The sequence below is a fragment of the Arthrobacter sp. efr-133-TYG-120 genome (genome assembly GCF_030209785.1).
Lineage (GTDB): Bacteria > Actinomycetota > Actinomycetes > Actinomycetales > Micrococcaceae > Arthrobacter.
The window spans coordinates 17,351-32,962 of sequence record NZ_JARVRI010000031.1 but is presented as its reverse complement, the minus strand read 5'-3'; the positions used below and the strand labels follow the sequence as shown (position 1 = coordinate 32,962).

At 64.6% G+C, this 15,612-nt stretch carries 17 protein-coding genes; 9 read left to right on the top strand and 8 right to left on the bottom strand.

The genetic code is table 11. The features are described 5' to 3' along the window. Positions 1 to 28: 28 nt before the first annotated feature. Positions 29 to 883 (top strand): LysR substrate-binding domain-containing protein, encoded by an 855-nt coding sequence (locus QRN51_RS17595; RefSeq protein ID WP_059389831.1) that lies wholly within the window; start codon positions 29 to 31, stop codon positions 881 to 883. 24 nt (positions 884 to 907) lie between these two features. On the opposite strand, the gene QRN51_RS17590 is transcribed toward QRN51_RS17595, so the two are convergent. Further along, the gene (locus QRN51_RS17590; protein ID WP_059389830.1) at positions 908 to 1,507 is read right to left on the bottom strand and encodes a TetR/AcrR family transcriptional regulator; all 600 of its coding nucleotides are present in this window, start codon (positions 1,505 to 1,507) and stop codon (positions 908 to 910) included. 99 nt (positions 1,508 to 1,606) lie between these two features. On the opposite strand from QRN51_RS17590, the gene QRN51_RS17585 reads away from it, so the two are divergent. From QRN51_RS17585 to QRN51_RS17575, 3 genes are all read left to right on the top strand, one after another. Beyond that, positions 1,607 to 1,945 (top strand): putative antibiotic biosynthesis monooxygenase, encoded by a 339-nt coding sequence (locus QRN51_RS17585; protein WP_284991136.1) that lies wholly within the window; start codon positions 1,607 to 1,609, stop codon positions 1,943 to 1,945. A 55-nt stretch (positions 1,946 to 2,000) separates the two neighbouring features. Further along, entirely contained in the window at positions 2,001 to 2,429 is a 429-nt protein-coding gene (gene panD / locus QRN51_RS17580) for an aspartate 1-decarboxylase (RefSeq protein WP_172465683.1), read from the top strand. Positions 2,430 to 2,572: 143 nt separating this feature from the next. Continuing rightward, positions 2,573 to 3,499, top strand: coding sequence for an AEC family transporter (locus tag QRN51_RS17575; RefSeq protein WP_059389827.1), 927 nt, complete (start codon positions 2,573 to 2,575; stop codon positions 3,497 to 3,499). A gap of 84 nt (positions 3,500 to 3,583) precedes the next feature. Here the strand turns inward: QRN51_RS17575 and QRN51_RS17570 are convergent, their stop codons facing one another. The 3 genes from QRN51_RS17570 to QRN51_RS17560 all read right to left on the bottom strand — a co-directional run bounded on the left by QRN51_RS17570 (position 3,584) and on the right by QRN51_RS17560 (position 7,682). Continuing rightward, positions 3,584 to 6,223 (bottom strand): trehalase-like domain-containing protein, encoded by a 2,640-nt coding sequence (locus tag QRN51_RS17570; RefSeq protein WP_284991135.1) that lies wholly within the window; start codon positions 6,221 to 6,223, stop codon positions 3,584 to 3,586. 114 nt (positions 6,224 to 6,337) lie between these two features. Continuing rightward, the gene (locus QRN51_RS17565) at positions 6,338 to 7,327 is read right to left on the bottom strand and encodes an LLM class flavin-dependent oxidoreductase (RefSeq protein ID WP_284991134.1); all 990 of its coding nucleotides are present in this window, start codon (positions 7,325 to 7,327) and stop codon (positions 6,338 to 6,340) included. Between the two features lie 82 nt (positions 7,328 to 7,409). Continuing rightward, positions 7,410 to 7,682 (bottom strand): nuclear transport factor 2 family protein, encoded by a 273-nt coding sequence (locus QRN51_RS17560; RefSeq protein ID WP_284991133.1) that lies wholly within the window; start codon positions 7,680 to 7,682, stop codon positions 7,410 to 7,412. Between the two features lie 189 nt (positions 7,683 to 7,871). Between QRN51_RS17560 and QRN51_RS17555 the strand changes: the two genes are divergently transcribed. The 3 genes from QRN51_RS17555 (at position 7,872) to QRN51_RS17545 (ending at position 10,343) form a co-directional block, all read left to right on the top strand. Continuing rightward, positions 7,872 to 8,846 (top strand): ABC transporter substrate-binding protein, encoded by a 975-nt coding sequence (locus tag QRN51_RS17555; RefSeq protein ID WP_284991132.1) that lies wholly within the window; start codon positions 7,872 to 7,874, stop codon positions 8,844 to 8,846. A 70-nt stretch (positions 8,847 to 8,916) separates the two neighbouring features. Further along, positions 8,917 to 9,867 carry a D-2-hydroxyacid dehydrogenase family protein gene (locus QRN51_RS17550; RefSeq protein ID WP_284991131.1) on the top strand — a complete coding sequence of 317 codons (951 nt, stop codon included), beginning with the start codon at positions 8,917 to 8,919 and terminating at the stop codon, positions 9,865 to 9,867. Between the two features lie 26 nt (positions 9,868 to 9,893). Then, positions 9,894 to 10,343, top strand: coding sequence for a GNAT family N-acetyltransferase (locus tag QRN51_RS17545; protein WP_284991130.1), 450 nt, complete (start codon positions 9,894 to 9,896; stop codon positions 10,341 to 10,343). On the opposite strand, the gene QRN51_RS17540 is transcribed toward QRN51_RS17545, so the two are convergent. After that, a complete protein-coding gene (locus QRN51_RS17540; RefSeq protein ID WP_284991129.1) occupies positions 10,340 to 10,891 on the bottom strand; it encodes an NUDIX hydrolase in 552 nt (183 codons plus the stop codon). The genes QRN51_RS17545 and QRN51_RS17540 overlap by 4 nt on opposite strands. 263 nt (positions 10,892 to 11,154) lie before the next feature. Beyond that, complete coding sequence (locus tag QRN51_RS17535) at positions 11,155 to 11,523, bottom strand: VOC family protein (RefSeq protein WP_284991128.1); 369 nt, start codon at positions 11,521 to 11,523, stop codon at positions 11,155 to 11,157. A gap of 62 nt (positions 11,524 to 11,585) precedes the next feature. Here QRN51_RS17535 and QRN51_RS17530 point away from each other — a divergent pair, with 62 nt between their 5' ends. Continuing rightward, entirely contained in the window at positions 11,586 to 12,044 is a 459-nt protein-coding gene (locus QRN51_RS17530) for a MarR family winged helix-turn-helix transcriptional regulator (protein WP_284991127.1), read from the top strand. 414 nt (positions 12,045 to 12,458) lie between these two features. Then, on the top strand, positions 12,459 to 14,069 hold the full coding sequence (locus QRN51_RS17525; protein WP_284991126.1) for an ABC-F family ATP-binding cassette domain-containing protein: 1,611 nt from the start codon (positions 12,459 to 12,461) through the stop codon (positions 14,067 to 14,069). A gap of 13 nt (positions 14,070 to 14,082) precedes the next feature. Here the strand turns inward: QRN51_RS17525 and QRN51_RS17520 are convergent, their stop codons facing one another. Then, complete coding sequence (locus tag QRN51_RS17520) at positions 14,083 to 14,205, bottom strand: hypothetical protein (protein WP_284991125.1); 123 nt, start codon at positions 14,203 to 14,205, stop codon at positions 14,083 to 14,085. Continuing rightward, entirely contained in the window at positions 14,202 to 15,611 is a 1,410-nt protein-coding gene (locus tag QRN51_RS17515; RefSeq protein WP_284991124.1) for an NtaA/DmoA family FMN-dependent monooxygenase, read from the bottom strand. Before QRN51_RS17515 ends, QRN51_RS17520 begins: the two co-directional genes overlap by 4 nt. Position 15,612 lies beyond the last annotated feature (1 nt).

The window sequence follows — 15,612 nt, the reverse complement described above, 5'->3', positions numbered from 1 at the left end:
CGGTGAAGGTAGCTATCCAAGGAGTCCCGTGTTCGAACCCGTGCAGCTGCGGTCCTTCCTGGCCGTGGCCGAGACTTTGAGTTTCACGAAGGCAGCCGAGCGCCTCGGCCTCGCCCAACCCACGGTCAGCCAGCATGTGCGAAAGCTGGAGATGGCGGCCAAACGGGCGCTCGTAGCCCGCGACACCCGGGATGTCCGGCTCACCGACAATGGCGACGCCATGGCAGGCTTTGCCCGCAATATCCTCTCAGCGCACGATTCCGCGGCGAGGTACTTTTCCGGTTCAGCCATGCGCGGCCGTTTGAGGTTCGGAACCGCCGACGACCTCGCGATCACGGGGCTGCCTCGGATCCTGCGCGAGTTCCGGCAGCTGTACCCCCAGATCAACCTTGAACTCACGGTCAGCCAGAGCGACCAGCTCTACAAACGGGTCAATGCGGGCCAGTTGGATCTCGTCTTCGTGAAGTGGGTGGGCGAGGCGAAGGACGGCACGGTGGTCCGGCACGACAAATTTGCCTGGGTCGGGGTCGAACAAACGGTGCTGGACCCAGCCAGCCCCGTGCCGCTGATCTGCTATCCGGCTCCGAGCGTCAGCCGGAAACTGGCCATCGACGCGCTGGAGGCCATGGGCCGGACGTGGCGGGTCACCTGCTCGACCAAGCAGATCGCCGGTGTCCTGGCAGCGGTGCGTGCGGGCATCGGCGTCGCCGTGATGCCGTCGTCGTTGGTTCCCGAGGACCTCACGGTGATCACCAAGCGCTTCGACCTCCCGCCCGTGGGCGACGTCGACTTCACCTTGATCCGCAACCCCTTGGCGAACGCCGAGGTGGTGGATGCGCTGACGCAGGCGATCATCGGCAGAACACTCAATAAGCAGGCGTAGCAAGCGCCACCAAACCGCGCGTGGCTAAACCGCGCTGCGCTCCGGGGCGAGCGCCTGCGCGGCGAGAAGGACGGTCCGGACGATCGCCTTCCGGCGCCGCTCCGCCCTGATTGGCCCCTTGCTGCCGGCCATGAGGCCATCCAGCTCGGGCAGTACCGGCCACGCGTCACACAACGCAATGATGGTGAGCATCAGATCGGCCGCGTCTTCCTTGGACGTCCCCGGCATGGCCCGGATGACACCGTCAACCTTGTTCCTGCAGTTCGCGGCCCGGTCCGGACGGTTCACCACATATTCGCCCCGCTCCAGGCCCTCCCAAAACAGCAGCCTCGGAAGGGTGGCGTCCTGGTGGTGATGGTCGAACAGGCGTCCGGCGTAATCGGCCAAGGCTTCGGGACCGGCGCCCTCGATGCGGACTTCGTCCACCACTTTGCTGAGCTGGGACGCGATCACGGCGTCGAAGAGAAGATCTTTCTTACCGAAGTACTGATAGATGCGTTCCTTGTTGACTCCGGCCGCAGCAGCGATGCGGTCCACCCTGGCGCCGGCGAGTCCGAATTGGCAAAACTCGGCAGTCGCCGCCTCAAGGAGGAGTCGCTTGGTCCGCTCGGTATCCCATGCCATGTGTCCATCTTAACAGATTCCAACCAAGTAGTTGCAGTTTTCGAGGGTGGGGTCTAGTCTGAACTCACGCCGAAAGCAACCAATTAGTTGGAGAATGTCATGAACACCCAAATCCCCGTTGCCGCATCCGCGGACAGCGCCGCGGTTGCGGCGTTTGCCGAGCCGGCCGCACACGCGCACTCTGCGCATCTGCCTTCCATGCACACACCGTCGGTGCATATGCGTGCCGTGATCACCTGGCTCGCCATTTTTCCCCTCGTGGCGATCGGCATGACGATCCTCGCTCCGCTCACGGAGTCATGGCACCCCGCGCTGCGCGCCCTCGTCCTGACCCTTGTTGTGGTTCCTACCGCCGTCTACCTCGTTGTCCCCAAACTGATCGCTGGCTACGGCTCGCTGAAGAGGCGGCAGGCACGGAAGGCCGCCGCCAAGGCCTAGCGTGTGTCAGGCATCACCCGGCGATCGGGCGGCCACACGCTAAACTTGTCACGTTATGAACCGCACAATGTTTAAGTCCAAGATCCACCGTGCCACGGTGACCCATGCCGATCTGCACTATGTAGGTTCAGTGACGGTCGACCTGGATCTGCTGGATGCTGCGGATATTCTCCCCGGCGAGCTCGTCTCCATTGTTGACGTGACGAATGGCGCGCGCCTGGAGACTTACACCATTGCCGGTGAACGCGGCTCCGGCGTCATCGGCATCAACGGGGCCGCGGCGCACTTGGTGCACGTGGGCGACGTCGTCATCCTCATCACCTACGCGGAGATGACCACCGAAGAAGCCAAGGCCTACCAGCCCAAGGTTGTCCATGTGGACAGGGCCAACAAGATCGTCCAACTCGGCAGCGATCCCGCCGAAGGCATCACTCCGGGCATCATGCGCCCGCCGCACGCCCTCAACAACGCCCAGCTGAACTAGGCTTCCCGTAGTCGCGGGGCACCTCCTTACGTGGTCCACATGGCGGAACATGCCGCCGTCGTGCCTTACGGGCGAATAAAGCTGATTTAGGCTGGGACTGTGAACCCACGCCGCCCCGCGCCCGTCCCCCTCCGGATGCCGTAGTGCTGGGCGTCCTTTCCGGGTTCTTCGTGGTGTGGGCCATCATCCTGGTGGGCATGTTCGTCGGCAAGCGCGGGATCCTGGGGGACAATGCGCGTTCGGTCCTCAGCGGCCTGACTTTCTTCGTCGCGAGCCCTGCGCTTCTCTTTGAAACCCTGGGCAAGGCCCGTCTTCACGATGTCTTCGCCGCTCCACTCCTGGTCACGGCGGTGGGCGCCGTCGCCACAGGCAGCCTTTTCTTCATCGTCGTGAAGTTCTGGCTCAAACGTTCCCTGCCCGAATCGCTTATGTCCTCCATGAGCGCTTCGCTAGCCAACTCGGCGAACCTCGGCATCCCTATCGCGGTGTTCGTCCTCGGCGACGCCAGCTATGTGGCGCCCCTGCTGATCTTCCAGCTCGCGTTCTTCACGCCCATGTACCTGATGGCGCTCGATGCCAGCACCAGCAGCCACCGCACCACTCCCCTGCGCTTCGTCCTGATGATCGTCCGGAACCCGATGATCGTAGGATCCGCCCTCGGTTTGGTGGTCGCCGGGACGGGCTGGCAGGTGCCTTCGCTCATCATGGAGCCGATCCATTTGATCGGCGGTGCCGCAATTCCCGCGATGCTGATGGCGTTCGGGATGAGCTTGAATGGTTCGCGGCCCCTGCAGAAGGACACGGGCCGCCGGACGGATGCCCTGCTGGCCAGCGGCTTCAAGCTGTTTGTCCACCCCACAATGGCGTACCTGTTCGCCCGCTTCGCGCTGGGCCTGGAAGCGCATGCGCTGTTCGCCGTGGTGGTCACGGCGGCCCTGCCCACCGCGCAGAACGTGTTCGTGGCGGCGAGCCGCTACAACACGGGAATCACCGTGGCCAAGGATACGGTCCTGATCACCACGGTGGTGGCCGTCCCGGCAATGATCGCAGTGGCCCTCCTGCTCACCTAAGTCCGCCCCACCCAACTAGCTCGCAGTAGGTGTCGTTTAGACGCCCCAAAACGACATTAAGTGCGAGTCAGTTGGGTGGGGCGGCTACTCTTCGTCCACCGAATCCAGGTACCTGTCCAGGAGTTGCGCGCAGCGGATGAAACCCAAATGCGAATACGCCTGCGGGTGGTTTCCCAAGTGGGTTTCCGTGCCGGGGTCGAACTCCTCCGGAAGCAGCCCGGTCGGACCGAAGAGCGCCACCAGCTGGTTGAACAACTCCAGCGCATCGTCCAGCCGGCCCACCGCCAGATACGCCTCAATCAGCCAGGTGGTGCAGATGTGGAACCCGCCCTCCAAACCCGGCAGGCCGTCGTCGTACCTGTACCGGAACACGGTGGGACCCACCCGCAGTTCCCGCTCGACGGCGGTGACGGTGTCCAGGAAGCGCTGGTCGCGGACGTCCAGCAGACCCGAGAGTCCGATGTGCAGAACGGCCGCGTCCAGGTCGGGGCTGTCGTAGGCCACGGTGTAGGAGCTCGCGGAATCATCCCAGCCCTCCCGGAGGACCTCCGAGCGGATGATGTTTGCCGTTTCCTCCCACTCGGCCCCGATGGGGCGTCGGAACCGGACCGCCGTGTGCATGGCCCGGTCCAGCGTCACCCAGCACATCACCTTGGTGTAAATGTGGTGCCGCGGCGCGCGCCGGGCTTCCCAGATGCCATGGTCAGGTTCGTGCCAGCGGGCCAGCACGGCGGACGCCATCTGTTCCATGAGCTGCCAGTGCTCGTCCGGCAGCGTGCCGCGGCGCCTGCTGAGGGTCTGGATGAGTTCGGCGATCGGGCCGAAGACGTCCAGCTGCACTTGGTGGTCGGCGGCGTTCCCGATCCGCACGGGCCGTGAGCCGGCGTAACCGGGCAGGCTCTCGATAATTGCCTCGGTGGACAACGGGGAGCCGGTCACGGAGTACAGGGGGTGCAGCCATTCCGGCCCGGGCGCGTTCTCCAGGATGCGGCCGAGCCAGCGGAGGAACCCGTCTGCCTCCTCGGTGGAACCCAGGTCCACGAGCGCATTGACCGTCATGGAGCCGTCGCGGAGCCAGCAGTAGCGGTAGTCCCAGTTGCGGGTGCCGCCGATCCCTTCCGGCAGCGACGTGGTTGGAGCCGCGAGGACGGCCCCGGTCGGCTCGTGCACCAGCGCCTTGAGGACCAGTGCCGAGCGCCGCACCAACGAAGGTTTCATGTCGGGCAGTTCCAGCCCACGGACCCACTGCCGGGATTGGTGCGCGACGGCGGCCCGCCGGGCAAGCTCTCCGGCGGGGTCCGGCGTCGTCGGCTCAGTGTCTCCGCACCTCAGGTTCATGACGATAGGACCGTACGCGAGGCTGACTTCAGCGGTGGCGGTTCCGTGCTTGCCGTCGCTCGTGACCGTGAAGGACACTCCGGGGGCGAACAGGATAATGGGATCCGAGGTGCCCACGACGTGCAGTTCTTCGCCGCGGATCTCCATGTTGAACGGAGCGTTGGCGTAGTCCGGCCGCGGGGCGAAAACAATCCGCGCGCTGCCGGTTCCGGAGAGGACACGGACCAGGCTGGTGATGCCGTCCGGTGCCGGCTCAAGGTAGTCGGTGACCGTGACGTCCGCCCAGCGCGTCTCCACGATCATGGTGTTGTCCACATAGCGCTGGCCCAGCACCTTCGACGCCTTGACCGGTTCCACACTGAAGTGGCCGGCCGGGTCTCCACCCAGGATGTGCGCGAACAAGGACCCTGAATCCGGGAGGGGATGGCTCATCCAGCAGATCTTGGCCTCCGGGGTGAGCAGCGCCGTCGAGGTCCCGTTGCCGATCATCGAATGCCGCTCCAGCCCCACTGCGTCCTCGCCGAACAGCCACGCTCGGCGCAGTTCGAACAGGATGGCGAGCACTTTGGCGAAGGATTGCGGGTCCGGCAAGCGATGGCGCGCTTTGGTTTCTCCGTCTCCGACGTGCAGGCCAAGATCCGGGCCCCGCAGGGTGGCGATCGCGAGCTCATCGCTGTCCGCGTCGCCGGCAAACAGGGCCGCGCTGGCCCCCAACTGTGTACGCAGATGCTCCAGCGCGGCGTCTTTGGAGGGTTCCACGATGGACAGGTCCAGAACGGATCCGTCCACAATGAAAAACAGTCCCACTTCACGGGCGATCTGGTGCGCCTCCCGGGTCACCCTGGCGACCACGGCAGGCGTGGCTGGCCGGGTGTGGATGGCTACCGCCACGGGCTTGCGCTCGATGCTGATGCCCTTTTCGAAGCCAATGGATTCGTTGAGGGCCGTGGCTGCCTGTTGAAGGACGGCTTCCGTGGCCATCGAGATGCTGTACGCGTAGGTCATGTCGAACTCGGCGCCGTGCGAGCCCACCAAGTGGACTTCAGCCGGCAGCCGCGACACTGCGGCAAGGTCCCGCAGCGACCTGCCGGAGATGACGGCAGTGTGCGTGTTCGGCAGCGCTGCCAGTGCCCGGAGAGCGACGGCGGCACTCCCCAACGGGAGTGTCTCAGTGGATACGCCTTCCGCGGCGCAGAGTGTTCCACCGTAGTTGCAGGCCACCAGGAGTCCCGGAGTGCGGGCAAGCATCCTCAGTTCCGCGAGCAGCTCCGGAGTGATTCCATCGTGCGCGGCCTCGGATTGGACTGCCGTCCGCAGGAGACCCAGCGGAAGCGATTTTGTCAGCAGTGCCGAATCGGCCACGGACAAATTGAGCGGAGTAGCCATGGGGACGATCCTTCCGGGGTGGATTCGTCCAGTTTCCGCCCGGCGGGTTTCGCCTCCATGACCCGCGTATTGCCGGGGTGTAACGAGTTTGCCTAGTTACGTTTGGGCGGCGCCCTACACTCGCGTCAGCCCCACGGCCTCCGCCACCAGCTCCACCGAACGCAGGCGCTGCTCCGTGCCCGTGCTTTGGTGGGCGACGATCAGTTCGTCGGCGTCGGCGTGGCGGGCAAACTCGTCAAGGTAATCGCGCACGACTTCCGGCGTACCCACTGCCGAGTACTTCACCATTTGCGCGATGTGCTGGCCTTGGGGCGAATCGAGGATGAGGTCCGCTTCGGCGTCGGTGAACTCGCGTCCACCGCCCAGGAAACGGGAGACGCGGTCCCGCTTGACCTCAAGGAAGAGCCGTTGGGCTTCAGCCGCCGAATCCGCGGCCACGACGTTGACGCCCGCGATCACGTATGGCTCCTGCAGCTGCTCGGACGGCTTGAACTCGCGACGGTAGACGGCGACGGCGTCCTGCAGCGCATTGGGTGCGAAGTGCGAGGCGAAGGCGTAGGGCAGGCCGAGCTGCGCCGCCAAATGCGCGCCGAAGAGCGAGGACCCGAGGATGTAGAGCGGCACGTTGGTGCCCTTGCCCGGTGTCGCTTCGACCCCTTGGATCCGGGTGGGTCCCGTGAGGTAGCCCTGCAGCTCCAGCACGTCCTGAGGGAAGGTGTCCGCGGCCATGGGATCGCGGCGGAGTGCACGCATGGTGTTCTGGTCGCTGCCGGGCGCCCGTCCGAGGCCGAGGTCGATGCGGCCCGGGTGCAGCGTCTCAAGGGTGCCGAACTGCTCTGCAATGGTGAGCGGCGAGTGGTTGGGCAGCATGACGCCGCCTGCACCGAGCCGGATAGTGCTGGTGTTGGCCGCGATATGGGCAATCAGCACGCTCGTAGCCGAGGAAGCGATCGAGCCCATGTTGTGGTGCTCCGCGAACCAAATCCGGCGGTAGCCGAGCCGTTCGGCCAGTTGCGCCATGGCGACGCTCCCGGCGAAACTCTCCGCCGCCGTCTGGCCTTTGCCGATGATTGCCAGGTCGAGGATGGAGAGGGGAACAGTCACGTGATGCCGGCCTTTCGAAGGTGGTTTCGTTCGAGGGGCCGGTCTCCCGGCCACTCTTGCGACAACGACGGCGGTGCCCGGGTTATTTCTCCAGCTTGCGTGGGTTCCGTCTCAGCTCGCGAAGATCCTGCACATCGTTGAACTCAACCTGGACGCGCTCGTCGCCGGGCGAAGAGAACCATTCGGCCGCCATCGACCGCCAAGACTCGATTCCCGTGTATTGCCATTGCCCCCAGGAATCGTAGATGTGGACGTTGTCGTTGTAGGGCGCCGCGAATGCGTCAACGTCCTTCGCGTGGACAGCGGCTGCGTGAGCTTCCAGCGCCTGATTGACCAGGGTTTGCTCATTGCTCACGAAAAATCTCCTCATGTGTCGGCAGTTGTGTGGGAAGCCTACACCGCGGTTGTTTTGTGACCCTTCGGGACCTCGAATGAACCCCAGTTAACCCTTGTATCCCCGCGTTTCAGAGCGCTTTGACCGGCTCTTGGCGCTGCCGGATAGTTGCAGCAACGCACACCATCCATCACTTTCGAAGGGGACTCCATGGCTATTTCACGCCTCAAAACAGGCACCGCACTGGCACTCGCCGTGACCGCGACTCTCGGCCTCGCCGCATGCTCGGACCCGGGCGCCTCAGCCGCGTCAGCGCCGTCGTCGTCCGCTTCCGCGGGCAAGACTTTCAACCTGTCGCCGGAGCAGAACCGCTTCCCTGTCACCAAGGACGACGCCGCTGCGTCGCTCGTCCCGGAGGCCATCAAGGCTGACGGCAAACTCACCGTGGTGACCACAGGCGGCACCGCTCCGTTGAGCCTCTTCGCGACGGACAACAAAACCCTCATCGGCAACGAAGTCGACCTCGCCTACGCAGTCGGAGAAACCTTGGGCCTAAAGGTTGAGGTCCTTCCCGTGGCTTGGGCCGATTGGCCCTTGGGTATTGAATCGGGCAAGTACGAGGCCGTCCTCTCCAACGTCACGGTCACGGAGGCGCGTAAGGAGAAGTTCGACTTCGCCACCTATCGCACGGACCTCCTAGGCTTCTATGCCAAGAGCGACTCCCCGATCGGTGAGATCAAGGAGGCCAAGGACGTGGCGGGCAAGCGCGTTATCGTGGGCTCGGGCACCAACCAAGAGGCGATCCTGTTGCGCTGGGACGCCGAGAACAAGAAGAACGGGCTGAAGCCGGTTGAATTCCAGTACTACGACGACGACTCCGCCTCCTCGCTCGCCGTGCAATCCGGCCGCGCGGACCTGACGTTCGGCCCGAACGCCGGAGCGGCGTACAAGGCCGCAAAGGACGGCAAGACCAAGCAGGTGGGAACAGTCAACGGCGGCTGGCCTCTTAAGGCGGACATTGCCTTCACCACCAAGAAGGGCAACGGTCTTGCCGTTGCAGCCCAGGCAGCCCTCAACAAACTGATCCAAAACGGCACGTACGGGAAGATCTTGGACCGCTGGGGGTTGTCTTCAGAGGGTATCGCGAAGTCGGAACTGAACCCGCCGGGCCTTCCGAAGAGCTAGCGCCGGCTCCGGGGTGTAACTTTCCACGTATCCGGAACCGCTGCGGACCGGACAAGCGAAAGGGAGTTCCATGGGCCAGCGCCTTGCCATCCTCGACGACTACCAAGCCGTGGCCTTCGACTACGCGCCGTGGGCCGAGCTCGCCGACGACGGCGTCGATGTCACGGTTTTCACGGAGCCATTGGCGGACGTCGCGGACTCGCTCCGCGACTTCGACATCATCATGGCAATGCGTGAACGGACCACTTTCGACGCCGGGCTCTTCCGGCAACTGCCGAAGCTGAAGCTCCTGGTCACCACCGGGATGGCCAACGCAGCCATCGATCTCCTCGCGGCCGCGGAGCAGGGCATCACGGTCTGCGGGACGGGCGGCTCGCCGGCCGCGGCGCCCGAGCTCACGTGGGCCCTGCTCCTGGCTTTCGCACGGAAAGTGCCGTTCGAGGACCGCCGGCTGCGCGCCGGAAATTGGCAGAGCACCGTGGGTTTCGAACTGTCCGGGAAGACCTTAGGAGTACTTGGACTCGGTAAGATCGGGAGCAAAATCGCCGGCTACGGCAAGGCGTTTGGCATGGAGGTCATTGCTTGGAGTCCCAATCTCACGGAGGAAACCGCGGCTGCGGCGGGTGCGCGCAAGGTGGGCAAGGAAGCACTCTTCCGGGAGTCCGACGTCGTTAGCGTCCACGTGCGGCTGTCGGAGCGGTCCCGGGGGCTCGTCGGGGAGGACGAACTGCGGCTCCTCGGGCCCAACGGTGTCCTGGTCAACACTTCGCGTGGACCGATAGTGGATGAGTCCGCCCTCCTCCGCGGACTGAACGAGGGGTGGCTCGGCGGAGCGGCCCTGGACGTGTACGACGTCGAGCCCCTGCCGGCGGACCACCCCCTGCTCACGGCCCCGCGAACAGTCCTGACGCCGCACCTGGGTTACGTCACGTCGCAAAGCTACGCCCGCTTCTACGGGGAGGCCTTCGAGGACGTCCGCGCGTGGGTGCGGGGCAATCCGGTGCGAGTGCTCACGGTTTAGGGCATCGAGTGGGGTTGAATGGTCGAGTGCCTGCTGAATTCTCGCTCCGTCCCGCCCTGCCCGCCGACGCTGCGTGGATCGCGGAACTGCGCGCCGTCGTCATGCGACCCGATTTGGAGCGGCTAGGGCGTTGGGATCCGGTCCGCGTCAGGGAGCGTTTCTTGAAGGCGTTCCAGCCGGAACACACGTTTGTCATTGCCGTGGAAGGCCAAGCTGCCGGTGTCATCGCCGTCCGCCCGGAATCCGACGCTCTGTGGATCGAACACTTCTACCTCGCTCCGGAGTTCCAGGGGCAAGGACTTGGTGCCGGCGTGCTCCGGCGGGTCATGGGCGAGTCCAAGGACCACCGGCCATTCCGTCTCAACGTGCTCCAGGGCAGCCCGGCCCGACGCCTCTACGAACGCCACGGCTTTGTCCTGGAAACCGAGGATCCGGTGGACGTGTTCATGGTCGCCGCGCCTGTCGGGCACTGTTAATCGATCCGTATCGGACTAAGTGACATCGCAGTTCGCCGGGCGTGTTCCAAGCGCGCCCAGAAGCCTGCCGGCACTTGAACTGGCAATTCATTGATCGGGAACCAGCGGACGTCATCGCTTTCTTCACTTACGGCGATCTCCACATCCGGGTTTGCTGTCGCGGCGAACCCCACATCCCAATGGGCGGCACATGAGAATCCCCCATGCAGATCGTGTCGGTCAAGATCCACGATTGCTGGAGAAAGCAGGACCAGGTCATCAATTCCGGACTCCTCGCGGGCCTCCCTCTGTGCAGCTTTCGCCACCGACGCGTCGTTCGACTCGACGTGACCGCCGAACTGCACCCAGAACTGCCCCTTGCGATGGAAACACAACAGAACACGATCGAATTCAGGCGAAAACACGAAGCAGGACCCGGTGACATGCTCCGGCCCACCATTTCGACGCAACGCGGCGTCCCCCGCCAAGTTCAGGAACTGCAGATACGCGTCCCGTAATCCCGATTCAGGAAGTGTCCTGAGGCTGGCAAGCAGATTGGCAAGAGGCATCCTGCTATTTTGCCGCACAGGGCAACGAACAACTCAATGCCACGACGAGGGGTGTGATGCGTCGGATAGATGTCACCCTAGGTGCCCGTTAGCCGATCCTTTACCGGGGTGGCGCTAGGTTATGTGCACGAGTGGCAAGACACCGTCACGGCGGATGGAGGCCTCTGTGAGCATGCTGTGCTTGCCACTCTGCTTCTGTTGGAATCCTGAGGCGAGATTACCGCCCGTTTGCGGGCACCGGTCGGGCGCCGGCGTTCGGCGCCTTAGGTCCGGTCGTGGAGGGTGACCTGGTAGCCGTCCGGGTCGGAAAAGGTGAAGGTGCGACCGAATGGGCCGTCTATCGGGGCCGCGATGATGGTGTGACCGTCGGCGACAAGAGCGTCGTGGATGGCTTGGACGTCGGTGGCGTGGAGCCAGATCGCAGCGCCGATGCCGGGCTGAGCAACAGACGCGAGATCGGCGCCGGGAACGATGTCTCGAAGTGCGAATGCGATCGGGGTCGTCTCAAAGACGACAGCGTGGGGCGGGCCCGCCTGGGAGCGGACGAGGCCGAGGTACTGCTCGTAGAACGCCTGCGACGCGGCAAGATTGCGAGCTTGGAGTGAGATGAAGTCGGGACCGGTGACGGGCATGGGATACTTCCTTCCGTTATGTCAGTTATCTGACACAACTCAGGCTATGTCAGAATATTGACATGAGTCAAGACGGAGTCGACCTGGAGACGTCCCTGGGCTACCTGCTGAAAGAGGCGTCGAGCGCCCTCCGCACTGCCATGGAGGCAGCGCTGCGCCCACTCGGGATGACCGTGACGCACTACTCCTGCCTGGAATTGCTCGCACAGCGCCCAGGCATGTCCAACTCCGAGCTCGCGCGAGGAGCGTTCGTGACACGGCAATCGATGAGCGTTCTGCTGCAAGCCCTCGAACGAGACGGATACGTGACCCGGCCGGCGGAGGCACCCGTAGGGAAAGTTCTTCCTACGCAGCTCACGCCGCGCGGTCGACGGAGCCTTGAGAAGGCGACAGTTGCAGTCCGATCCGTCGAGGTCAGGATGCTGGGCGGTTTGACGCAGGAAGAGCAGTCCGATGCGTATCAAATCCTGCGGAGCATGATCCAGTCTCTGCGCGACGACGAAGGTGGATCGCGGCGATAACTGCGCAGCGACAAGTGGCAGCCTAGCTGCCCGCGAAGGTGTCCCGATGACCACCGCCCGCGGGCTTCACCGTTTAGGGCCTCCATGGGAACCACCGTGATGAATGCCGGCGTTCATCCCCAATTGGCCGCTCAAGAAGTTTGCGGTTATGGTTTTGGCTATGGAGATTGAGGTCGACAGAGCCTAGCCACCTGACGTTCGGTGGCCGCCCGGTTGTTTGCGCTCATGCGCACCCGGCGAGAAATCTCGCTTTCAGTTGTCCGCAGGCGCTATTCCCTGCGGTCCAGCTTCGCTGAAAGATTCCGTACGTCAGGTGCAGTGCCCTCCGAAGTAGCGCGCGTTTTCGCGCCCCGGAGTGAGCACGTCGACCCATGACTGCGCCCTTGATGGGCAAGAACCAAAGGACTGTGTCTCATGTCAGCACAATCAGCCATCACCTTGCACGACCTGTCATTCGAGTGGCCCGACGGCACTCCCGCTCTTCACCTGCTCAATGGCACCATGGCCACCGGGCGGACCGGACTAATCGGCCGCAATGGTGCAGGAAAATCGACCCTGCTCCGTTTGATCGCCGGCACACTGACGCCGACCCTGGGCCGGGTCGAAACCGTCGGTGACGTGGGCTACCTTCCTCAGACCCTCACCCTCGGGCAGCACACAACGGTCGCCGCATTGCTCGGCATCGACGGCATGCTCACGTCGCTCCATGCCATTGAGGACGGCGACGTCGATGAGCGCCATTTCGACACGGTCGGCGACGACTGGGACATTGAGTCGCGGGCAGACGAGGCTCTGCACGAAATCGGCTTCTCCGCGCGTGATCTCAAGCGCCAGGTCGGGGAGCTCTCAGGTGGCGAGGCAATGCTCATCGCGCTGACCGGGCTGCGCATCCGCCGCACCCCGGTCACCCTCCTCGACGAGCCAACCAACAACCTTGATCGGCGCACCCGGGCCAAACTTGCCGACTTCGTCGACAGTTGGCCGGGCACCCTCGTGGTGGTCAGCCACGACCTCGAGTTGCTTGAGCACATGGACTCCACTGCTGAGCTTCATGCCGGCAAGCTTGACGTGTTTGGTGGCCCTTACAGCCTTTTCACCGAACATCACGAGCAGGAACAGGCCGCCGCCATCCAGGCAGCCCGCAGCGCCCAGCAAGCGCTGAAGGTCGAGAAGAAACAACGCGTCGAAGCCGAAACGAAGCTTGCCCGCCGCGAGCGCACAGCGAAGAAGACCCAAGCCAGCGGCGGCATCCCGAAGATCCTGGCCGGCAACCGTGCGAGCAAGGCGCAAGCATCTGCCGGCTCGATGCGCTCGACCCTCGACGACAAGGTGCTGTCAGCCCAGGCCGCCGTCGACGCCGCCGACGCGAGGGTCAGGGAGGTTGAGCACATCCACCTCACCCTTCCCGATCCCGACGTGCCACGGAGCCGCCGGATCGCCGAGCTGAGCGACGGTTCCCGCACGATCGTCATCCAAGGCCCCGAGCGCGTGGCCCTGGTGGGACCCAACGGCTCAGGCAAATCGACGCTCCTCAAACACCTCGTCGAGAGGCGCCCTGCAGAATCCTCGGGCCGGATCACCGGAAAGCTGCTGACCGGCCGGGTGGGATACCTCCCGCAACGGCTCGACGGCCTGGACGATTCCCGCTCAGCGCTGGACAACGTGCGGGCAGCGGCTCCGGCGTCGGCGCCCGGAGACATCCGCAATCAACTCGCACGCCTCCTCCTCCGGGGATCCACCGTTGATCGCCCGGTCTCCAGCCTGTCAGGAGGAGAACGGTTCCGGGTCAGCCTCGCGAAGCTGCTCCTGGCGGAGCCGCCCGCCCAGCTGCTGATCCTCGACGAGCCGACGAACAACCTCGACATTGCCAGCGTCGAGCAGCTCGCCGAAGCCCTGGACGCCTACCGTGGCGCATTGCTCATCGTGAGCCACGACCTCGGGTTTCTCCGGCGCCTCAACATCGACACGGTAGCCGAGCTCGACGGCGAAGGGGGCCTGCGCGAGCGCACGGAGCCACTCACCTAGGGCCCGCAGCAAATCAGAGCTGTTGTTCCCACACGGTCAGTTGGAGCCGCACCAGCTCCGCGTCCGGGTCGCGCGAACCGCCGTCGTCGGTCTGCAAGCCGACGACGGCGGCCGCGACTCGCGCACGGAAGCTCACCGCGCGCCCCCGGCGAGTACCGACTCCAACGACTCCGAACGCACCGGCGTCGTGAGGCCCAGGTTCTCGCGGAGGGTCCTGCCGACGTATTCCGTGGGGTACACGCCACGTTCCTGCAGCTCGGGCACCAAGTGGTTCACGATGTCGTCCAGGCCGGTGGGGATAAGCCACGGCGAGATGTTGAAGCCGTCGACGGCACCCACCCGGGCGTACTCGGCCAAGGTATCGGCCACGGCTGTGTAGGATCCGGTGAACGTCGCGTCAACCCTGGACGTCCTGGAGCTCACGAACTGCCGGATGGACAGGCCCTTCTCCTTGGCCTCGGCGCGCCATTGCTCGGCGAGCTGCCGGGCTTTGGCCCCGTGGAAGCCGCTCCCCCGGGTCTCGGAGGTCTCCTCCACCACCGGATCGATCTCCGGAAGCGGACCATCGGGATCGTAGGCGGACAACTCCCGGCCCCAGAACTGTTCGAGATACGCAACTGCCTGCTGCGGCCCGATCTGCAGGCCGCGGACCCACTCCTTCTTCTCGCGGGCTTCCTCGTCAGTGGCGGCGAGGATGAACTCGCTCGCCGGCATGATCTGGACGTCGTTGGCACCCCGTCCAGCAGCCAGGGAGCGCGAGACGATATCGGCGCGGAACTCCACGGCGTCGTCGAACTTCGGGTGCGCAGAGAAGATCACATCCGCTTGGCGGGTGGCGAAGTCGCGTCCTTCCGGGGAATCACCGGCTTGGAACAGCACTGGCCGGTACTGTGCGCTGCGCGGCAACCGGGGCGTGACGTCCACCGAATAGTGCTGCCCGGAGTGGTGCACGCGCCGCGCATGGCCGGGAACCGCCCAGGAATCCGCGCAGACGGACGAGGAGACCGCTCCGTCCTCCCACGAATCCCAGATCTTCTTGGCGGTCTCCACGAATGCTTCGGCGTGGATATAGCGATCGGCGTGGTCCAGGTAGCCGCCCCGCCGGAAGTTGGCCCCGGTCCACGCGTTGTCCGTGGTGACGACGTTCCAGGCTGCGCGGCCCCCGGAGAGCAAGTCGAGGGAGGCGAGCCTGTGAGCGAGGTCGGCGGGATCGTTGTACGTCGTATTCTGCGTGGCCACGAGCCCGATATTGGCCGTCACCGACGCGAGCGCCGCCAGCATGGTCTGCGCGTCCGGCCTGCCCGCGACGTCCAGGGCGTGCGGTCGTCCGAGATGTTCCCGCAAGCGCAGGCCCTCGCCCAGGAAGAAGGCTGCGAACAGCCCGCGCTCGGCGGTCTGGGCGATCCGTCGGAACGACTCAAAGTCGGTCTGCGAACCGGATTCAGGCGCTTTCCAGATGGTGCCGGAGTTGACGCCCTGGAAGAAGATCCCGAACTGGATCTTCCCGCTCGGCTGGAATTTAGCACGGTCGTGCTGTGTCATG